At 41.4% G+C, this 19,797-nt stretch carries 16 protein-coding genes and 1 pseudogene; 4 read left to right on the forward strand and 13 right to left on the reverse strand.

What is annotated here, in order from left to right; translation table 11 throughout:
- Positions 1-18 precede the first annotated feature (18 nt).
- The 4 genes from AB3Y88_RS02410 to AB3Y88_RS02425 all read right to left on the reverse strand — a co-directional run bounded on the left by AB3Y88_RS02410 (position 19) and on the right by AB3Y88_RS02425 (position 3,764).
- Positions 19-675: a rhomboid family intramembrane serine protease gene (locus AB3Y88_RS02410; protein WP_056959928.1), complete on the reverse strand. Its 657-nt coding sequence runs from the start codon at positions 673-675 to the stop codon at positions 19-21.
- Positions 676-691: 16 nt separating this feature from the next.
- Positions 692-1,237 carry a 5-formyltetrahydrofolate cyclo-ligase gene (locus AB3Y88_RS02415; RefSeq protein WP_261907342.1) on the reverse strand — a complete coding sequence of 182 codons (546 nt, stop codon included), beginning with the start codon at positions 1,235-1,237 and terminating at the stop codon, positions 692-694.
- Positions 1,238-1,419: 182 nt separating this feature from the next.
- Positions 1,420-1,569, reverse strand: a complete 150-nt coding sequence (rpmG, locus tag AB3Y88_RS02420) for a 50S ribosomal protein L33 (RefSeq protein ID WP_082610395.1) — start codon at positions 1,567-1,569, stop codon at positions 1,420-1,422.
- A gap of 134 nt (positions 1,570-1,703) precedes the next feature.
- Positions 1,704-3,764, reverse strand: coding sequence for a penicillin-binding protein 2 (locus tag AB3Y88_RS02425; protein WP_056959924.1), 2,061 nt, complete (start codon positions 3,762-3,764; stop codon positions 1,704-1,706).
- Positions 3,765-3,977: 213 nt separating this feature from the next.
- Between AB3Y88_RS02425 and AB3Y88_RS02430 the strand changes: the two genes are divergently transcribed.
- Positions 3,978-6,629: a YfhO family protein gene (locus AB3Y88_RS02430; protein WP_228887784.1), complete on the forward strand. Its 2,652-nt coding sequence runs from the start codon at positions 3,978-3,980 to the stop codon at positions 6,627-6,629.
- A 73-nt stretch (positions 6,630-6,702) separates the two neighbouring features.
- Here AB3Y88_RS02430 and AB3Y88_RS02435 read toward each other — a convergent pair whose 3' ends face one another.
- From AB3Y88_RS02435 to rnz, 6 genes are all read right to left on the reverse strand, one after another.
- Positions 6,703-7,368, reverse strand: a complete 666-nt coding sequence (locus tag AB3Y88_RS02435; RefSeq protein ID WP_054757304.1) for a TrkA family potassium uptake protein — start codon at positions 7,366-7,368, stop codon at positions 6,703-6,705.
- A gap of 617 nt (positions 7,369-7,985) precedes the next feature.
- Positions 7,986-8,504 carry an adenine phosphoribosyltransferase gene (locus tag AB3Y88_RS02440; protein WP_054757079.1) on the reverse strand — a complete coding sequence of 173 codons (519 nt, stop codon included), beginning with the start codon at positions 8,502-8,504 and terminating at the stop codon, positions 7,986-7,988.
- Positions 8,505-8,525: 21 nt separating this feature from the next.
- The gene (recJ, locus tag AB3Y88_RS02445) at positions 8,526-10,844 is read right to left on the reverse strand and encodes a single-stranded-DNA-specific exonuclease RecJ (RefSeq protein WP_056959920.1); all 2,319 of its coding nucleotides are present in this window, start codon (positions 10,842-10,844) and stop codon (positions 8,526-8,528) included.
- A gap of 21 nt (positions 10,845-10,865) precedes the next feature.
- Positions 10,866-11,222, reverse strand: a complete 357-nt coding sequence (locus tag AB3Y88_RS02450; protein WP_056959918.1) for a lipopolysaccharide assembly LapA domain-containing protein — start codon at positions 11,220-11,222, stop codon at positions 10,866-10,868.
- 13 nt (positions 11,223-11,235) lie between these two features.
- Positions 11,236-12,045 carry an SDR family oxidoreductase gene (locus tag AB3Y88_RS02455; protein ID WP_056959916.1) on the reverse strand — a complete coding sequence of 270 codons (810 nt, stop codon included), beginning with the start codon at positions 12,043-12,045 and terminating at the stop codon, positions 11,236-11,238.
- Between the two features lie 11 nt (positions 12,046-12,056).
- Positions 12,057-12,995: a ribonuclease Z gene (rnz, locus tag AB3Y88_RS02460; protein ID WP_056960111.1), complete on the reverse strand. Its 939-nt coding sequence runs from the start codon at positions 12,993-12,995 to the stop codon at positions 12,057-12,059.
- 167 nt (positions 12,996-13,162) lie between these two features.
- Here rnz and AB3Y88_RS02465 point away from each other — a divergent pair, with 167 nt between their 5' ends.
- A complete protein-coding gene (locus AB3Y88_RS02465; protein ID WP_228887785.1) occupies positions 13,163-13,474 on the forward strand; it encodes a hypothetical protein in 312 nt (103 codons plus the stop codon).
- Between the two features lie 76 nt (positions 13,475-13,550).
- On the opposite strand, the gene AB3Y88_RS02470 is transcribed toward AB3Y88_RS02465, so the two are convergent.
- Positions 13,551-15,455 carry an acyltransferase family protein gene (locus tag AB3Y88_RS02470; protein ID WP_228887786.1) on the reverse strand — a complete coding sequence of 635 codons (1,905 nt, stop codon included), beginning with the start codon at positions 15,453-15,455 and terminating at the stop codon, positions 13,551-13,553.
- A 32-nt stretch (positions 15,456-15,487) separates the two neighbouring features.
- Positions 15,488-16,798 (reverse strand): GTPase ObgE, encoded by a 1,311-nt coding sequence (gene obgE, locus AB3Y88_RS02475; RefSeq protein ID WP_082610394.1) that lies wholly within the window; start codon positions 16,796-16,798, stop codon positions 15,488-15,490.
- 269 nt (positions 16,799-17,067) lie between these two features.
- Here obgE and AB3Y88_RS02480 point away from each other — a divergent pair.
- Positions 17,068-17,214, forward strand: a pseudogene (locus AB3Y88_RS02480) (transporter); the annotation flags it as partial.
- Positions 17,215-17,275: 61 nt separating this feature from the next.
- Complete coding sequence (locus tag AB3Y88_RS02485) at positions 17,276-17,989, forward strand: cation diffusion facilitator family transporter (RefSeq protein ID WP_315972246.1); 714 nt, start codon at positions 17,276-17,278, stop codon at positions 17,987-17,989.
- Between the two features lie 5 nt (positions 17,990-17,994).
- Here AB3Y88_RS02485 and uvrC read toward each other — a convergent pair whose 3' ends face one another.
- Positions 17,995-19,764, reverse strand: a complete 1,770-nt coding sequence (gene uvrC, locus AB3Y88_RS02490) for an excinuclease ABC subunit UvrC (RefSeq protein WP_228887788.1) — start codon at positions 19,762-19,764, stop codon at positions 17,995-17,997.
- Between the last annotated feature and the right edge of the window lie 33 nt (positions 19,765-19,797).

Raw genomic sequence — 19,797 nt, forward strand, 5'->3', positions numbered from 1 at the left:
TAATTATAAAGGAAACTCTCAGCTTTTAAAACCCACTGATAACATCAACACACATAAAATCAACAAGGTAACCAAGCTGAGAACTCTTTTTACCAGCGGTACACGTCCAACAGCCGGTACGCCAACACAGTAACCTGCCAAAAAGCCACCAAACAAGCCGCCTAAATGGCCTGCTAAGTCAACATTCCCAAAAAATCCGAAAATAATATTTATTCCGACAAGAAGCAGAAATTGGCGCGCCATCAGACGAATATAGGTGTTTTCCCAAAAAGATTCGCCCATCATCAGGAAGACCCCAAATAACCCAAATAATGCGGTACTAGCACCTGCCGATAAGGCATTTGGATTAAATGCAAAACTCGCAATATTTCCCATAATGCCACTGATAAAGTACACCAGTAAAAATCTACCGTGTCCTAAAATTAACTCCAGCTGACTGCCGATAAAATAAAGGGTTACCATATTTAAAATCAAATGTTCAAAACCGATGTGCAGAAACATTGGGGTTACTAAGCGCCACCATTGACCTGCTAGAATTAAACTGTTTACTTTGGCGCCAAATGCGACCAAAATTGAAATCTGCTGACTGCCACCTAATAATGTCATCAATAAAAAGATAAAAACATTCACGGCAAGCAACGCATATGTCACTACCGGTTTACGGATCAAAGCCATTGTACTTCTCCTTTTTCTAGATAGTCAAAACTTGCTGCACAATTTGATCTGTTGTTGCTGTCTGCCAAGCAGCAGTCGTAAAAAAACGCTGTCTTTCAGCAAGTGCGACCGTATCTCCTGCAAAACCTGCCAAAAATCTATCATAATATCCCCCGCCATATCCGATCCGCTGACCTTGTGCGGTAAATGCCAGCCCAGGAATAATCAACAAATCTAATGCGTTTTTGGCAACTTTTCTTTCCGTTAGAGCAGGTTGCCAGATACCAAACGAACTTTTTTCAAGTTTGCTTGTTTTTTGAAGTTCAAAAAACTGCAGTTGTCGCTGGGGTAAAGTCCGCGGAAGGCAGATTCGTTTATGCTGCAGCCGTGCCTGTAAAATTAACGGTTTCGTGTCTATTTCGCCCTTTTGGCTCAACGTAAGCCCAATTGTTTGTGCTTTTTTCCAACACGAAAGTGCAAATAGCTGTTCATATAAACAAAGTTCCTGCGCTTCTTTTTCCCAGCTATTATCTGCTCGTACCAACTTAGCTAACTGAGCTTGGCGAATCTCTGCTTTGTTCACTGCCGCCGTCCCCCTTGCTTAGACTGTTTAGATAGTAAAAGAGACCGGGAGACTTATAATCTGCCCAGTCTTTTTTAATGAATAGCAACACGTTTTTAAATTCAGTGATAGCTGTTTTTAAAAATAACACCTGCCGCTGATAGAGACGAGCAGATGTTATACCAAAATAGCATCTGTCAACACTATTTTGTTTCGCGATGCAATGTAACCTTTCTATCACGTGGACAATATTTATTTAACTCTAAGCGATCAGGGTTGTTACGCTTATTTTTGCTTGAGAGATATGTCCGTTCATGACATTCTGTGCATTCTAATGTGATGTGTACACGCATTCCTAACCCTCCAAACTTTGCTAATTTCGAAAATATTTAATCTTCAACGTTACTATGATACCATCTTTTTTTCAGTGAAGCTAGCGTTTTTTGTAATTTGTTAAGTAAAACACCTTGACAGAGTCTTCTGCCAACTATTGATGCCCATCGCTAGACTCAACATATTTCCAATACGCAGAGTAAATCTGGCTGACTGCCTGTGAATTAATCTTACTTGTTGTTTCCCCGGCCATTCCTGGGAATGCAATTGCGACCACTACCTGCGGATTCTTTGCGGGCGCGTATGAGACTGCACTCAAGGTTTCTGTTTCAGTACTTCCATGGAAAGTTTGCGCTGTCCCTGTTTTAGCGACTACTGAGGGCTTTACATTTGCTAAAGCACTCCCTGTCCGTAATGAGCTTGAACCATGCACAACATTCCAAAAGCCGGTTTTTACAACGTTCCACTGGCTGTCAGTAGCACTAACAACATTCAAAACATTTGGGGTAAATTCATACTTAACTGCACCCAACGTACCATCCTTGTTAGTTCCGCGAATCGACTGTAAAATGTGCGGCTGCAGGCGATAACCACCATTGGCAACAGTCGACATATACTGTGCCAATTGAATAGTAGTATAAGAGTCGTAGTTCCCAAAGGACAAATCCAGCGCTTTACCAATACTCGACTGGTTAGAAGGTCCCTCAAATCCAGTAGCCTCTCCCGGAATATCAATCCCTGTTTTCACACCTAAGCCAAACTGGTTAAAGTATCCTCGTAACTTAGAAAAAATCGAGGTTGGCAAACTTAAAGCTGCATTGTCACTATACTTAAAGCCACCTTCAAGCATCGCCAATTGCATCATATAGGAGTTAGATGAAACCATTAGTGCATCAGAAGCGGTTAAGGCTACATCCGCGCTCCCTGTTTTATTGAACCAAGATGACTTGGTTGCAGTTGCTTGCAATTTAATGGGTTTATCAGTCAACGTACTACTGCTAGGAGTAATCACATTTGACAATAATGCACCCATCACAGTTGCACCCTTTACAACCGATCCCATAACATAGGTCTGATTAATTGCACCTAAAGCATTTTCACTAATCTTACCGGTTTGAAGATTGCGGTTGACTCCTGCCAAAGCATAGATCGCTCCAGTATTAGGATTCATTACAACTGCATACGCACCTGGCAGATATGGATTACTGCCTGCCACACTCTCAACTGAACTCTTCATAATATCTTGAACTTTATTCTGAAATTCAGAATTAATTGTTAAAACAACGTTATCGCCCTTTTTACCGCCATAAGTCTTAATCTCTTTGGTAATCTTATCGTTTTGAGTCTCTAATGTGGTAATTGACTTTGTACCCTTCAACACATTTTCATACTGTGATTCAATGTAGCTCGAACCCACACTGTCATCGCGTGAATAACCCTGTGCGAGCAAACTGTTAATTTCGTCGCTGGGTAATCCTTGGCTACGACTTGTCACTGTTCCAATTACACTTTTAACCGAATCCCCATTCGGATAGCTGCGCGACCAGCTTGTCCCGATCTTGATTCCCGGCATCAAGGACAAGTTCTCACCCACTTTAGCCATTTCAGTGTCACTAACATCTGCATACTTAAGATAGACTGTCGAAAGTGAGTAGGCACCATTCATCTTTGAATAGACAATTGCTGCTTCTTTTTGTTTATCTGAAAGCCCATTTGCGAGCCCTTTAGCCTTCACATATGCCACTTCACGCTGATAAAGAACACTAGTACTGAGCTTGGCGTAGCCCGGGATCTTTTTTTGCACACTTGTAAGATGCGCCGGTAAAGCCAAATAATAATCTGCCTCATTTGCCGGTGTAATGTTTGAGGTATCAATTGAAACATACTTAACTAAATCATTTGCGATCCGATACATTTGCGTAGCAGTCACCGTCAGTGGCTTAGTGTATGTAATCGCGCGCGAAGCACTATTTGAAACCAGTGCTTTGCCGGTCGAATCATAGATCATACCCCTTTGTACACTTTTCGTTTCCGTTTTGGTATCAGTACTGCTGACTTCAGACTCGAACTTGGTTCCATGCACAATCTGCAAATATGCAAGTTGTCCTAATAGAGCCGCAAACAGCAAAAAGACCACCAAAAATAAAAAATTCAGCCGAAACGGAATTTGCGACTTTACTCTTTTGGGTTTGTTTCTTTTTCTTAGATATTTCAAAATTACTAACCTCACATCACTCAAAAAACTTGATCGTGTTATCCTAGACTTCAGATACTCACGTAACATTATTCATGTTACCATACAAATCATAAGTTTCTTAGACTACTTGTTAAACTTTAATAAAAATTATGCGCTTGTACAAATCCAAAAACAAGTCTGTATAATAGAGTTATTAACTATGAACTTTAAAAACGTTTTTAGGGGTGCAAAATGAGAACAAAATTAACGCAGTTTTGGCAAACTAAATATCCTTTATTTTTAAGCTTCTTTATCCCAGTAATTATTATGCTAACGTACTTTATCTCACGCGGAATGTCTCCTTTTGGAAAGAGCAGTCTGCTGACAGTCGATTTAGGTCAGCAGTACATTGATTTTTTTGCTTACTTCCGCAGAGCTTTGCTACATGATCCCAGCAGCTTCTTTTACTCTTTTTCAAAAGAAATTGGCGGAAGTATGATTGGTGAATGGGCATATTATCTAATGAGTCCTTTTAACCTGATCTTCTTATTTTTCCCTCAAAAAACATTACCAGCAGGCATTATGCTTGTCACTTTAGTCAAATACGGGTGTGCTGGTTTAACTTTTTGTGCCTTACTTAGGAAAAAAATGCCCACACAAAAAGTTACCCCCCTGCTTTTTTCAACCTGCTACGCACTGATGGGCTGGTTTGTCGCTAACCAACTTAACTTGCTTTGGCTGGATGCAGCAATCTTTTTGCCTTTAGTCATTCTTGCACTTGATTCATTGTTGCAGCAGCAAAACAATTGGCATTATCCTGTTTTGCTTGCAGTTTTATTGATTGACAATTACTACATGGGATATATGGTCTGCATCTTCTTAGTTGCTTACTTTTTCTGGTATCTGACAACCAAGCGCCTGACCCTGCGCGAAAATGCTGCTCTTTTCCTGCGTTTTGCACTCAATTCACTGCTTGGAGTCGGTCTGGCAGCTATTATTTTACTACCAACTGCCTTTTCTTTAATTGAAAGTAAGGGGCAGTATACCCAAAACTTCATCCACTTCAAATTTGAATATGCTCCTTTAAAAATGCTTTCCAAATTTATTGTAGGTGCGTTTAATTTCCAACAGATGCCTTCTGGTTATCCTAATTTATTTATTGGTTCGCTAGCTTTGATCGGCTTCTTAACCTTTTTTTTAAATGCAAAAATTGGCTTACGCGAGCGGCTCGCGGCCTTGTTTATTAGTATCTTTTTATTTCTTTCGCTTTGTTTTGAACCCCTTGATCTATTCTGGCATGGAATGCAGTTTCCAGTTTGGTACCCTTATCGTTTTTCGTTTATCGTTAGTTTTTGGATGCTTTTGCTGGCAGCACGCTCTTTGCGCGCGACATTGCACTTAGAGGCTTGGAAAGTCTGGCTGTGTTTTCTTCTGTTTGCTTCATCCTTAACGTATCTCTTGTTGAACATTAAAAAATTCAGTTTTATTTCAAATGAAACTTTGCTTTTTACGGCAGTTTTTGCCACTTTAACGCTCGCAACACTGGCCTTCACCCCAAAGCCTAAATATGCACGCGTCAAGTTTCTTTGGCTGTTTGTACTTGTAACAACCGAGATTACTTTAAATGCATGTTTATCACTCAATAACCTGAGTTATCTGACGGCCAAGGAATACACGCAACCAACGACCGCACTCATGCAAGACAGCAGTTATTTGAATAAACGAGATCACGCTGCATACAGAACTGGACAAGTATATAGCAGAACTAAAAATGATGGGATTGCTAATTCGTTAAACACTGGTTCATATTTCAGTTCTGCGCTTGAAAAAAGTATTCCTGATTTTTACGGCATGATCGGGAATCCCGATGGCGATAATTACGTAACTTATTCAAATGGAACAATGATCACAGATTCTTTGCTTAACATGAAGTATTTTAGCGCACCCAAGGCATTTTCAGAACTTAAGAATGGCCAACCATTGCAGCAACTAACTGAAAAGCCCGACTTGAAAGCATACAAAATGATTAAGAGTAATTCTTTAACACGTCTTTACCAAAATAAATCAGCACTTGGTTATGCCTATCTTGCTGATACCAGCTTAAAATCTTTCTCTGGTTTTTATGACAACCCACTCGAATACCAAACTCAATGGTTAAATAATGCCACTGGTACCAAGGGATTGGCGTACTTTACAGCTCAGAACTTCAACGAGGTTGTCTTTCAAAATATCAGTCAGCAGACAAAGCTGACTAATACAATTTTCCGCCGCAAAGATCTTACAAAAGATGGCCAAATTATTTTTAAGTTCACCCCGACTACAAATGATTCCTATTATCTGACGCTAGGACCATCATTAGATGAAGATAACGTTACTTGGTACCTCAATAACCGTCAGTTAAATCAATACGGAACCTTCCGTCATGCTGTTGTGGTTAACCTTGCAAACCATGCAAAAGGCCAGGAAATCGTGTTAACGGCTAAATTAAAAAAATCGTCGCTGTGGTTAAATAACTTCGTGCTTTACCGCATGAACAATGCGGTTGTCTCGCAAAAACTTGCGACACTCAAAAATCGAACAGTCAAATTAACCCAGAAATCGCAAAGAAAGTTTGAGGGCTATTATGAAGCTAAAAACAACCGACTGCTGTTAGCCACCACTATTCCATATAGTAAGGGCTGGCGTGTTCTAGTTGACGGGAAGAGCGTTCCAACTTTTAAAGTGCAAAATACTTTCTTGGCAATTAAAGCGGTTAAAGGCAGACATACGCTCAAGCTTACCTTTACCCCACCTTATTTTGTGATTGGCTGTCTAATTTCCGGACTCTCAATCTTAATTGTAGTGTATTTGTCTATCAGGCCTCGGTTTAATAAAAGACGACGCTGGTCCGAAAAAGACCTCTAGTTTAAAAATGTATCCTGAAATAAACTAAAACAACGCCGTGTGCCGAGCAAGTTGCTTGCAAATTTTTGGCACGTTAACGGTCCATTAACTGACTGAACCGTTCAACATCTTTTTTGTAACCGACGACTAATAAGCTGTCATTTAACTTAAGGGCTTCACTCGGAGCTGGTGAAATTTCCACTTCTTCTTTACGTCGGACAGCAATTACGTTCAACGCAAAATTTTTACGAAAGTTAAGCTCGCTCAAGGATTTTCCAATTAAGGTCTTTTGCGTAATTTTAATCTCTGCCACTTTGATCTCAGGAGAAAGGTCTAAGTAATCCAGCATGTTCTTGGAAAGCAGGTTACGCCCAATTCTGATACCCATGTCGCGTTCTGGGTGGACAACTTTATCCGCTCCCAATTTAGTCAATACGCGTGCGTGGTACTCATTTTGAGCCTTGGCTGTTACATACTTAACACCTAATTCTTTAACCATTAAGGTTACTAAAATACTAGCTTGGATATCCTCACCGATGGCAATCACAACATGATCAAAATTGCGAATTCCGAGTGCTTTCAATGTGTGCTCGTCTTGAGCGTCTGCGATCACAGCTTGAGTTGCAATCTCTTTGTAATCATTAACACGAGCTTCATCCTTATCAATCACGAGCACCTCGGCACCACCAGCGATCAAGGTTTGACAGATACTTCCACCAAATCTGCCTAGGCCAATAATTGCATAATTTTGTTTAGTCATTTGTTCAGCTCCAATCTCTATGTCTATTTATACCTCTAATAACGTAAAAATGGGAGCAAAGCACATGTTGCGGCTGGGCCTTCTTATCACCAAAGCACCATTTCTATTGATATAGAAATCATAAAAATACAAGAGAGTGTTCCATAAGTCGGGAAAATTTGAGTGTTAACTCGAAATTACGAACATAGCGAGTACTTTGCTATGAGTAATTCGGAGTTAGACGGAAAATTTTGACTTATGGAAGACGTTTATACGAAATAAAAGAGAGAGTGTGACATAAGTCGGGAAAATTTGAGTACTAACTCGAAATTACGAACATAGCGAGTACTTTGCTATGAGTAATTCGAAGTTAGACGGAGAATTTTGACTTATGGAACACGTTTATACGAAATAAAAGAGAGGCTGTGACAAAAGTTAACTTTTGTCACAGCCTCTTGTGTTTTTTCTATTTGCTGTTAGTGCTCAAAGCCTCCTACTGCTTGTCGACACTTCTCCTTTAACGTGCTCCAACCACCAGCCTTTTGTGCCTAACTACAAATTGCACATAGTCAAAAATCGACTACTTTGCAATTTGCTGTTAGTGCTCAAAGCCTCCCACTGCTTGTCGACACTTCATTTTAGTAATTCATTAAACTCAAAACATCATAGTCCTTAATCTTTTCGCGGCCCTTTAAAGCGTTCAATTCAATAATAAAAGCACATCCAACCACGACACCGCCAAGCTGTTTTACCAAATCAATTGTTGCCCCAATTGTTCCACCAGTTGCAAGCAAATCATCAGTGACTAGTACCCGCTGTCCCGGTTTAACAGCATCTTTATGCATGTAGAGCGCAGAAGTGCCATACTCCAATTGATATTCCGCCTTAACTGTTGCACGTGGAAGTTTGCCCTTCTTGCGTGCAGGTGCAAAACCAACACCCAGTTCATAGGCAACCGGACACCCCACGATAAAGCCACGGGCTTCAGGACCAACAATCATCTCAACACCCTTATCGCGTGCAAATTGGACAATTTGAGCGGTTGCTTGTTTATAGGCCTCTCCATCAGCCATCAGTGGCGAGATATCACGGAAAATAATTCCCTTCTCCGGGTAATCCGGAATACTTGCCACATACTCTGTCAAATCTAATGCCATTTTTTTAAACGCTCCTTTAAATTAGACTGCCGAAAGCTGAAAAAGCCACTTTTTCAAATCGGCTGTTTTGCTAGTCAATAATACCTTTTCAGCCTGAAGCAGTTGTTGTCTTGAACGATAACTGGGTGCTTCTTTTAGGTTGACCGTTTGATGAGCAGGACATCCTGTCATCAAACCTTTTTCTATTTTAACAAATCCGACTTCAAAAAACACCTGCAATGTAAACGTCAGTAACTCTTTTCTTATTTTAAGATAATCTGCAACTTCTTGCAGTTGATTTTTCAGGTCAATATTTTCATGCGTGATTGCAAAGCGGTAAACACGTGCCAACTGCGCGCGTGTAGGCATCCCCACTTCATATACCGGTTTATACGGGTAGAAAATAGCGGTAAGACGTGTATACGAAACTGTCTGTAAAAGCTGCTCAAGTTCTGTCAACGACGGCGGACAATCAACAACAATCAACTCACTAAACTCAGCCTCAGCCGGTAAAGACTCCAAACCGGTGACCTGAACCGCAGCGGGAGGCAAATATCCGGCCAATTTTTGTTGAATTCTTTGATTAAAGAAAAAATAAGTTCCATTTTTCGTGAAAAGTTGTGGTGTAAGACGTTTTGTCCGTAGATCTAGAAAGGCAGGCTGCCGGTCCGCTAGATCGCAGATTAAAATCTGTGGTTTGGTCTGGCCTCGCCAAGTATTTTCTTCTATTTTTCCTACAAACTCTATGCTGGCAGCATCTTGTAAGAGATCCGCACGCTGATCTTCAATTGAAAACGCAAGTGCCTCAATCTGTGTCTTTTTTCCAGTTAATGTTAATTTGACGTGATTCTGTTTTTGCCCTAATAAACGTAAGCCGTGAAGCTGATAGTCTTTAAATGCAAAAACCGGTTGCGGATTTTCCGGACCAAAAGGTGCCAGTTTTTTTAAATCAGCAAGTAAATTCTCATCAATTTCATCAAGTGAGAGTTGAGCGGCGATCTCCAATGTCCCTTTTTGATCGAGCTCAAGCTTTTGCTTTTGGGCCTCTTCATCAAGAGCGGTTTGCAACATTGGTAATTGTTCTGGGTCTAATGAAAGCCCACACGCCATGTGATGCCCACCAAAACTCTGAAATAGTTTGCGGTGCACATCCAGTGCTTTGAAGAGGTGGAAAGCTTCAACTGAACGCCCTGAGCCCTTTGCCGACTTGCGGTCAGCATCAATTCTGAGTACAAGTGTTGGCTTACCTGTTTTCTCAACCAGGCGTGAAGCCACAATCCCTAAAACACCTTCATGCCAATCTGGAGCAGCAATCACATTCACCAAGTGTGTCTCAGAAACAGCATCCAGCTTTTCAAGTGCCGCAGCTGTGATTTTTTCCACCAGTTTTTGCCTTTTTTGGTTCAATTTTTCTGTCTGAGCAGCAATCTGCGTAGCTTCGGTTTCATCCAAAGTAGTCAGCAAGCGTACTCCCGGAGTAGCACTTTCAAGCCGGCCAAGTGAATTCAGCCGCGGCGCAATTGTAAACCCGATCTTTTGTTCATTAACTGTTTGTGGCGTAATTTGAGCAGCACGCATCAGCGCTTGCAAGCCCAAGCGTTGGGTCTGCTGTAAGGCCTGCAAGCCAAATTGGACAAGCATCCGATTTTCACCAGTCAGTGGCACAAGGTCAGCCACCGTTCCAATTGCAACCAAATCTAAGAGTTCTTGCGGAACTTCATCCAAAAGAGCACACGCAACTTTAAAAGCCACTCCTACACCTGCTAATTCTGCAGTTGGATAGGGTTGTGCCGGATGACGTGGGTGCACAATTGCGAAGGCTTTTGGCAAATTCAACGGCAGTTCATGATGGTCAGTAATAATTACATCAACCCCCGCAGTCTGTGCCGCCGTAATTGCAGCCATTCCGCTAACTCCATTATCCACCGTTATAATTAGTTGTGTCCCCGCTGTAATAATTTTTTGGTAAGCCGCTTGATTAGGCCCATAGCCATCAATAAAGCGGTCCGGAAGATAATAATGAACATCTGCCCCTAGTTGGACGAGGGTCTCATACATCACAGCAGTACTCGTGATCCCATCAGCATCATAATCACCATAGATCGTAATCTTTTGCCCTTCAATAATTGCAGTTTGAATTCTATCAACCGCTTTGTGCATGTCATGCATTAAAAAGGGATCTACAAGATTTTCTGGACGCGGGTGCAAAAAAGAATCGAGCTCTTCTTTACTTCCCAACCCGCGTTCTAATAAAAGCCCTGCAACAAAGGGACCCACGGCGAATTGTTGTTCAATTTGTGCTATTTTTTCAGGATCATGGGTAACCTGGTTCTGTTTCCACACATAACGTGACTCAAACAAGCATAATCAGCTCCTACTTAACTAACGATTATCTTCACTTTTTACAGCAGCAGCCGTCTTTCCGTTCAATCTGCGTTGATATTTAGACTGTGTCTCTGCTAATTTTTGTTGATACTCTTTTTCAGCGGTAAGCTTTTCTTCCTGACGCTGAGTTTCTTTGTCTTTAAGTTGCTTTTTCAGTCCCATAATTGTGACAGTTGAAAAAAGTGCAGCCACTAAGGCTCCCACTAAAAGTGAGATCACCAACAGTAAGACTAACGGTAAACTGAATTTACCAAAAATAAAATTAACTGCCACATCCTGTGTATTAAGTAGTGCAAAAATAATGACAATTAATGCTAATACCAAAGCTAAGATCATTCTCCATTGATTCTTCATGTTATCTGCTCCCCTACTTCTTATTAAACAAATCTCCTGCTAAATAATCCCCCACATGCGGAAAAAGTTCATAAAAGTGATGTGCAACTTCAAAAATAAATGGTAAAGTCAATTCTCTGCGGTTCGTTCCTACAGTGCTGACTATTTTTTGAGCAAGTTCATCAGGTTCGAGCACCAAAAAACCGACTTTTTTTAAATACTCGCCTGATTTGTCGGCCAAGTTAAAAAAGTTAGTCTTAATTGGTCCCGGATTAACTGTTAAAACTGAAATTCCCAAGGCTTTTAATTCAAGCCGCAGTGCATTGGAATATCCTAGCACCGCAGCTTTAGTAGCAGAATAAACCGCTGACTTAGGGGTTGCGATCTTTCCGGCCACGGAAGCAACATTAATAATCGCCCCCCGCTGTCTACGTGCCATTTTGAGCGCAACATACTTTGAAAGATACATCGTCCCCAAAACATTAACTCGAAACATTTTTTCAGCGATCTCCATTTCAAAGGACAAAGCATCTTCCATTAAACCAAAGCCAGCATTGTTAACCAAAATATCAATCGGTCCAAGTTCACTTTCAACTTGAGCTACCAATCGTTCGATCTTCTTAGGTTGGGCAACATCCAACTCTTTGGGAATTGAAATGCGCCCTGAAAGTTGCTGGCACTTTTCACTGACTTCTTCGAGTTTTTTTAACCTGCGTGCACAAACAACCACAATAGCACCTTGACGTGCAAGTTCATATGCGATTTGTTCCCCAAGACCTGAAGAAGCTCCGGTAACAACTGCAATTCGATTGCGTAAATCTTTCAGCTGCTTATAACCCCTCATTATCTATCCTCCTACTTCCGCGAAAATGGAATGAAAAAAGTGTCAAAATCGTTAGCCAGCGTCGTTTGCTTAAAAACTGTCCGTGCATCTTTTTCAAGCTGCAGCGACTTTAATCCCACGTAACGAGCTGAAATATGCGTCAAAAATAATTTACCGACTTGCGCCTTTTGAGCAACTTTGGCAGCTTGAATGTTTGTGGAATGATAATAACTGAATGCTAGCTGACTTTCATCTTTGCCAAACGTACTTTCATGAACAAGCGCATTTGCGTGCTGTGCCAATGCAAGCACGTTAGGGGTTTGTCGCGTGTCCCCCAAAATAGTTACAATTCTTCCGCGCTTAGGTTGGCCTAAGTAGTCCTTACCGTTAAGCGTACGTCCATCCGGCAAAACAACCTTCTCACCAGCTTTAAGCTTTCCATATAGCGGCCCAGAAGGTACTTTTTCTGCCCGTAAACGATCAACCTGTAATTCACCAGGATAGTCACGCTCCACAATACGAAAACCAAAGCACTCAATTCGATGATCCAGCCGAGCTGCAAACACTTGAAACTTTGAATTCTCGAATAACAACCCTTCTTCATCAATTTCAACGTATTTAATCTTGTACGTCAGTTTTGACTGTGAAAGACGTAAACTTGTTTGCACGTACTCTTGAATACCTTTTGGACCATAGATTACCAATTGACCTAACTTTTCAGCTCCCTGAAATGAGCGGCTGCTCAAAAAACCCGGAAGGCCAAAGATATGGTCCCCATGCAAATGGGTGATAAAGATGCGCGCAATTTTGCGCGGCTTAATCGTCGTACGCAAAATCTGATGCTGCGTCCCTTCACCTACATCGAAAAGCCAAATTTCATTAATTTCTTCAAGCAGCTTCAAAGCAATGCTCGTAACATTGCGTGCTTTTGCCGGTGAACCGGCTCCTGTTCCTAAAAATTCAATTTCCATAAACTTATCCAATCTATTAAGCCACAAGACAGCTTAAAATTAATAATACCTTTTTTTATTTTAACATCAAAAAATAAGCTGTCACCATCTTAATTTAAAAATGATTGCCTTGTTTGCTAAAACAACCCACATTATAATATACAGTAAACCTTGAAAGGAGGTTAACTATGTATCTGTCTGACCTTTGCACTCTCACTGCAGACTTAAACAAAGAATTACGCTTATTCTTTGAAATCGAAAAAAACACCAAAACTCCAATCACAAATTTTAACATGGTACCCGCTACTGGACTAGTCTTCAGCACCGCCTTGGGTAAACAAAAGGCGCTCAAGCTAGGTGAAGTCCCGGTTTTATTTCATGATTCAGCAGCCCCTGTTACAGTTTTCATCCAGTATGCAGGTCATAACTATCCAGTCTTAGGCTATCGCATTATCGCCAATGGTCTTGTTTTTAATGGGTTGGCACTTCAAAGTTCGTAGTTAAGACAAAAAGATCTCAGCCGCCAACAAAGTGACGCTGAGCCTTTTTATTGGTCTTCACAAGGTAAACGCAGATTTACTTAGAAGAACTTAACATTTCCTTTGCAATAAAGCCGCTGTAATAATTAAGGCCATACTCGTTGGGATGCACATTATCTGCGTAAAACCACTCTGGATGACGATTGCTGTAATCATACCAGTCAATAATTTTCAGATTATGATACCTAGACGCCGCAGCCTTTAAAGAGTCGTTTACCTGATTTTGCCAACGACGCGTAGGAACATGTGTGTTAATCCAAAAGACTTGTCTTTTCCCAACTGCCGCCATAATCTGATCTAATTCATCATCTGAAAAAGGTCCATTTGTTCCAAGGCTCAACAAGACAGTATCCGCCAATTTTCCATTTTGAGCAAGTCCTTGTAGAATTCCAATCGCATCGCGCGGCTGGCGGCCAACCTGCGCATCAACATACATTCGCGGAAAAATTCCTTGTAACTTAACTGCTCCATCAGCCATAACTGAATCTCCAACTGCCGTCACGTTCAAGTTTTGAGCTTGCTGTTTTTGACGATCAGTCAGTTCTTCAGACTGCTGTGACTGTTGCTTACTGTGCGCCGTGTCAGCTGAAGAGCTTTGCACCTGCGAACTTTGTGCTGCACTTTGCTTAGTAGCAGCTTTCTTTTGTTCACGTGCATTTCCACTTGCAACCTTGCGCTGATTACTTTCGATCACTTTTTTCAATTGTTGCGCGGAACTATTTGAAGCTGAAGATGGTTGCGCAATGGCTCCCACTAACGCAAGAACACTCAAGAGCACCCCGGCACAGACCCATAAACGGCGCCAACCATAGCGTGAATTTCGCTGAAAAAACTCACTGATAACTTCACCAGTTCGGCGATAGTCAAAGTGCTGAAGTGGTAACTCAAGATAAACATAAGATAAATGACTAATTCCAATAATGAGCGCAATTTCTACCAAACTATGCAAAACGGGATGTGCTGCTACATTCGCAACTCGGGTTTCATAAAAAATCATTACAGGAAATTGGTATAAATAGATCCCATAACTTCGCTTACCTACCCAGCTGAAAACAGGATTGGACATAATTCGATTTAAATCTGCTCCTGGATGAACCACAGTTGCCACTAGGACAGCAGACAAGAGTGTAAAGAAGAACATCCCGCCATGATAAGTCAGATCACTTTCACCTGGCATCTTGAAGAACAAAATAACAATTAACAGCAGTGCACAGATCCCGGCAGCATCCAAAAACCAACGTGCTTGACTGCTGAGCCGTTCTTTTAAACTCTTGCTTGGCCAAATAACCGACAAGGCTGCTCCCAGAAGAATTGCAAACATCCGGGTGTCGGTGCCAAAGTAAATTCGTGAAGGGTCTTGTCCTTGCCGGTATAACACCGCCATCATCAACGCCGACACAAAGGCTGCCACAAAAATAACATCAAAAACCGGCTGCTTTTTGCGTAATAAGACCCACAAGACTGTTAAAATCAGGGGCCAAAAGAAATAAAACTGTCCCTCGATTGAAAGCGACCAGAGATGCGTAAAAGGCGACTGTGCTCCAAAGCGATCAAAATAGGACTGTCCCTGTCCAACTTGTACCCAGTTATAGACATATAACAAATTAGCAATGATCGTTCTCCGAATATGAACTAACATATCCCGCTGAAAGAGCGTTATATAGGCACTTGTCCCGATTACCATTGCTACCAGAGCCGGATAAAGACGTCTCATCCGTCTTTGATAAAATTCCCAAACGTGAACTTTTCCGTATTTTTCAATCTCTTCATTCAAAATATCCGTAATCAGATATCCAGAAAGTACAAAAAAGATAGGCACCCCAAGATACCCGCCTTGAATATTATACGGAAATAAATGATATAGAATTACCCCAAGAACGGCTAACGTCCGGATGCCGTCAAATCCAGTGATATACCGACGTTTTTTTGTATTTACTCCCATTTATCTTAACCTCAAAAACATCAAACTGCCTTTTATTCTACGAATTCAAAAGTGAATTTATCAATTCTGACATGATCGCCTGGTTTAGCACCACGCGCACGCAATGCATCATCGACACCCATTCCACGAAGCTGTCTAGCAAAACGCATTATGCTTTCATCGTGATCAAAGTTAGTCATCTTAAAGAGCTTCTCTAGCTTAGATCCCCCAAGAACCCAAGTTGCATCTGGATCACGTGTAATCTCAAAATCTGGCTGCTCTCCATCTTCAAATTGATAAAGCTGTTCATCGCTAGTTGTTTGCCGCTGTGCCAGAGTGGGAAAGGCCGGTGTCTTATCTAACAATGCAGCAGTCTTAAGCAAAAGTTCCTGCAGTCCTTGACGTGTAACGGATGAGATTTCAATAATTTCAGGTTGTTGTGCCAAAATTTGTTGTTTTTGCATTTTTTCCCTGAATTGACGCAAATTAGCTGCTGCTTCTGGAAGATCCATCTTACTAGCAACCACAATCTGTGGTCGCTCTAAAAGTAGTTCATCGTAACTTTCCAATTCTTGGTTGATTTTGATAAAATCATCGTAAGGATCGCGGCCATCAAAACCGCTCATATCTATCAAATGCAGAATAACCCGGGTCCTTTCAACATGCCGCAAAAATTGAATTCCAAGTCCAACACCTTGGGAAGCCCCTTCGATTAGCCCCGGTAAGTCAGCCATCACAAAATCACTGCCATTTTCTAGACGCACCATTCCTAGGTTAGGCACAAGTGTGGTGAAATGATAAGCAGCAACTTTTGGCTTTGCACTTGTAACTGTCGCTAACAAGGTTGATTTTCCAACAGATGGAAATCCGACCAAGCCAACATCAGCTAAGACTTTTAGCTCAAGTTTCAAAATGCGCTCACCGCCGGGTTCACCGTTTTCAGCAATCTCAGGTGCTGGATTGCGAGGACTTGCAAAGTGAATATTGCCACGGCCGCCACGACCACCTTTAGCGACTACCAATTCGTCTCCTTCATGCAAGAGATCACCTAGAACTTCACCAGTTTCTTCATCAGAGACCGTTGTACCTTCAGGAACAGCAATATACAGATCATCAGCACCTCTGCCATACATCCCTTTAATCATTCCGTTGCCGCCGCTTTTAGCTTTAAAATGCCGATGGTAACGAAAATCCATCAGGGTGCGTAATCCTTCATCTACCTTTAAAACTACACTGCCGCCCTTGCCACCGTCACCGCCGGCAGGTCCGCCATTTGGAACATACTTTTCTCTACGGAATGCCACCATTCCATTGCCGCCGTTTCCGGCCTTGACATTGATCTTAACTTGATCAACAAATGCCACTTCTGCTCACCTTTCTTTCTTTTCAGACCTAAAATAAAAATACAAAACTTCATTAATTAATACACAGCTTCATTAACTTCCAAGAAAAAAGAAAAAATGAACTTCTCTCATCCGTTCTGAAAACTACCAAGCCTCACTATACCAGTTTTTTTGCAGCTGGTCAAAGAAATGAAAAACGCCTTCATTTGCTTTAATACAAAAATCATTTATAATTTATCTATTGTAGCTAATGATTAAAAATAGTGTTTTTTGCCCGAGGAGTGTCTACCATGCAAGAACGTTATCAAAACTTAAAAATAGCACAAAGAGGCGTTCTCTTAAATATCAGTGCATATATTGTACTCACACTTTTAAAACTGGTTGTAGGACAGCTTAGCCATTCTGCAACCCTAATTGCCGATGGTTCTAACAATCTGACAGACGTCTTCTCGTCTTGTGCCATTATGGTCGGTTTACGCTTAGCTCAGCGTCCACCTGATGAACATCACCAATACGGCCCAATACGGCCATTGGAAAGCAGAAACAATTGCCACTTTGCTTGTCTCCTTTATCATGCTGCTTGTAGGCTTGAGTGTCCTTTACTCGTCCGTTCAGGATCTGCTCTTTCAAAAGAGTACAACCCCCGATATCCATGCTCTTTTTGTGGGTCTCTTTAGTGGAATTGTCATGTTTATAATCTATCTGCGCAATAAAAAGCGGGCGGCATTAATCAATTCCGAAGCGCTGGGCGCGATTGCAAAAGATAGCCGCAACGATGCCTGGACTAGTTTCAGCACTTCAGCTGCCATTATCGGTGCAAATTTCCACATGCCTTGGCTAGATGGCGCCGCCGCACTCATTATCGGCCTTTTAATTTTAAAGACCGCCTACAATATTTTTTCAGCAAGTGCTTTTTCACTTTCTGATGGATTCGATGATGATCTACTGGATGAGTATACGGCCGCTGTTCAAAAAATTGATGGAGTGGAACTTGTTCATAATATTCAAGGCCGTTCTTATGGTGCAAATATCTTTGTTGACATTATCATTTGGGTTGACCCGCAGATGACAGTCAGACGCAGTCATCACATTACTGAGAAAATAGAAAGTCTATTGCGTCGCAAATATGGGGTCTTTGACACAGATGTACATGTTGAACCGTGGGATATCGACTATGAACCACAACTTCCAAACGAACTTAATAGCCACTAAAAAAACTATTTAAGACTCAGCTTGATCATCTGGGCAACTTTTTTTGAGATTCCTAACGCTTGAATCTCATTAACAGGAGCCTCGGTGATCTTTTTCATTGACCCAAATTTGCGCAACAGCTTAGTCCGTGACTTAGGACCTACACCCGGAATCAGATCCAGCCTTGATGAAAGCGAGTTTTTGGAGTGTGCTTTACGATGAAAAGTAATCGCAAAGCGGTGCACCTCATCTTGAATCCGTTGCAGCAAGTAAAAGCCCTCACTTTTGGGATCTAACGGAACTTTTTGGAAAGCAGCATTCATCAACGCCGCTGTTTTGTGATGTTCATCTTTAACCATCCCGGCAACAGGAATTGAGAGGTTCAATTCATTTTGTAACACATCAATTACCGCTTCAACCTGGACAATTCCCCCATCCATCAAGATTAAATCCGGGAGCTGCGCATGTTCCTTTAGCAAGCGACTATAGCGCCGTCTGATTACCTCACGTGTACTTGCGGCCTCATCTGCATGTGTAACTGTTTTAAGTTTGTATTTACGATACTGATCTTTTTCAGGACGCCCATCAATAAAACAAATCATTGCTGAAACTGGATCTGTCCCTTGCAAGTGAGAGTGGTCAAAAGCTTCAATTCGATGGCCTTGCGGCAAATGGAGGGCCTGTGTTAGCTCATCCATTGCACCGGTCGTCTTGCGGTCATCAAGTTCAAGTAAGCGAAATTTTTCATCTAAAATCAGCTTAGCGTTTTGCTGGGCTAATTGCATTAGATCCCGTTTAGCGCCTCGTTGCGGAGTCTTCACCGGAACCTTGAGAATCTCTGCCAGCACATCTTGTGAAACGCCGGTAGGAACCAAAATTTCTTTGGGCAAGATTCTATTTTTTTGATTGTAAAACTGTAAAATAAAGGATTCCAGTTCAGCTTCAGGCTTATCAATACATGGAAAAAGTCTTTTTTCACGTTTAATTAACCGCGCTTGCCGGATAAAGAAGATCTGAAGCGAAAGCCAGCCCTTATCCATATAAAAGTTGAAAAGATCACGCGGCGTATTATCATTCGAGATAATCTTTTGTCGCTCAACTGTGACCTCAATATAGTGGATCTGGTCGCGTACTTCTGCAGCTCTTTCAAATTCCAGCTTAGCCGAAGCATCACTCATCTTAGCTTCAAGTGTTCTTTTGATGTGACCCACATTTCCATTCAGAAAGGACTTAATTTTCCTAATCTGTCTTTGATATTTTTCCTGTGGTACCTCTTTAAAACATGCGCCTAAACATTGGCCCATATGATAATAGAGGCATGGACGTTTTTGGTAACCATTGCAACGCCGTAGAGGGTATACCTTTTGCAGTAGTTGAATTGTTTCTTCAGCTGCATATACATTGGGATATGGTCCAAAATATGAACCACCGTCTTTTTTGATTTGACTGACAATTTTAAGTTGCGGATCTTTTTCATTAGTAATTTTGATATACGGATAACCCGTCCCTCTTTTTAACCGAATGTTATAGTAGGGACTATGCTTTTGAATCAGTGTAATTTCAAGCAAAAAGGCTTCCTTATCTGTCGAAGTGATGATTGTTTCAAAATCACGGATTTCGGAAACTAATTTAGCCGTTTTACCAACATGCGCACTTTTAAAATAAGAGCGCACCCGATTCTTTAGATTTTTTGCTTTGCCCACGTAAATAATTTTGCTATTAAGATCCTTCATAAGGTAGCATCCCGGTAAATCTGGCAGCAACTTTAATTTATTTTCAATATGTTTTGTTGCCATTTTTAATTTCACCTCGTCTATTAATAAAACACT

This window comes from Liquorilactobacillus satsumensis (assembly GCF_964065465.1).
Lineage (GTDB): Bacteria > Bacillota > Bacilli > Lactobacillales > Lactobacillaceae > Liquorilactobacillus > Liquorilactobacillus satsumensis.

Excerpts from the sequence above, each read along its gene's own strand:
- AB3Y88_RS02410 (WP_056959928.1), bottom strand. The coding sequence starts at position 675 with ATGGCTTTGATCCGTAAACCGGTAGTGACATATGCGTTGCTTGCCGTG.
- rpmG (WP_082610395.1), bottom strand. The coding sequence starts at position 1,569 with ATGCGTGTACACATCACATTAGAATGCACAGAATGTCATGAACGGACA.
- AB3Y88_RS02430 (WP_228887784.1), top strand. The coding sequence starts at position 3,978 with ATGAGAACAAAATTAACGCAGTTTTGGCAAACTAAATATCCTTTATTT.
- AB3Y88_RS02435 (WP_054757304.1), bottom strand. The coding sequence starts at position 7,368 with ATGACTAAACAAAATTATGCAATTATTGGCCTAGGCAGATTTGGTGGA.
- AB3Y88_RS02440 (WP_054757079.1), bottom strand. The coding sequence starts at position 8,504 with ATGGCATTAGATTTGACAGAGTATGTGGCAAGTATTCCGGATTACCCG.
- AB3Y88_RS02450 (WP_056959918.1), bottom strand. The coding sequence starts at position 11,222 with ATGAAGAATCAATGGAGAATGATCTTAGCTTTGGTATTAGCATTAATT.
- AB3Y88_RS02455 (WP_056959916.1), bottom strand. The coding sequence starts at position 12,045 with ATGAGGGGTTATAAGCAGCTGAAAGATTTACGCAATCGAATTGCAGTT.
- rnz (WP_056960111.1), bottom strand. The coding sequence starts at position 12,995 with ATGGAAATTGAATTTTTAGGAACAGGAGCCGGTTCACCGGCAAAAGCA.
- AB3Y88_RS02465 (WP_228887785.1), top strand. The coding sequence starts at position 13,163 with ATGTATCTGTCTGACCTTTGCACTCTCACTGCAGACTTAAACAAAGAA.
- AB3Y88_RS02470 (WP_228887786.1), bottom strand. The coding sequence starts at position 15,455 with ATGGGAGTAAATACAAAAAAACGTCGGTATATCACTGGATTTGACGGC.
- AB3Y88_RS02485 (WP_315972246.1), top strand. The coding sequence starts at position 17,276 with ATGAACATCACCAATACGGCCCAATACGGCCATTGGAAAGCAGAAACA.
- uvrC (WP_228887788.1), bottom strand. The coding sequence starts at position 19,764 with ATGGCAACAAAACATATTGAAAATAAATTAAAGTTGCTGCCAGATTTA.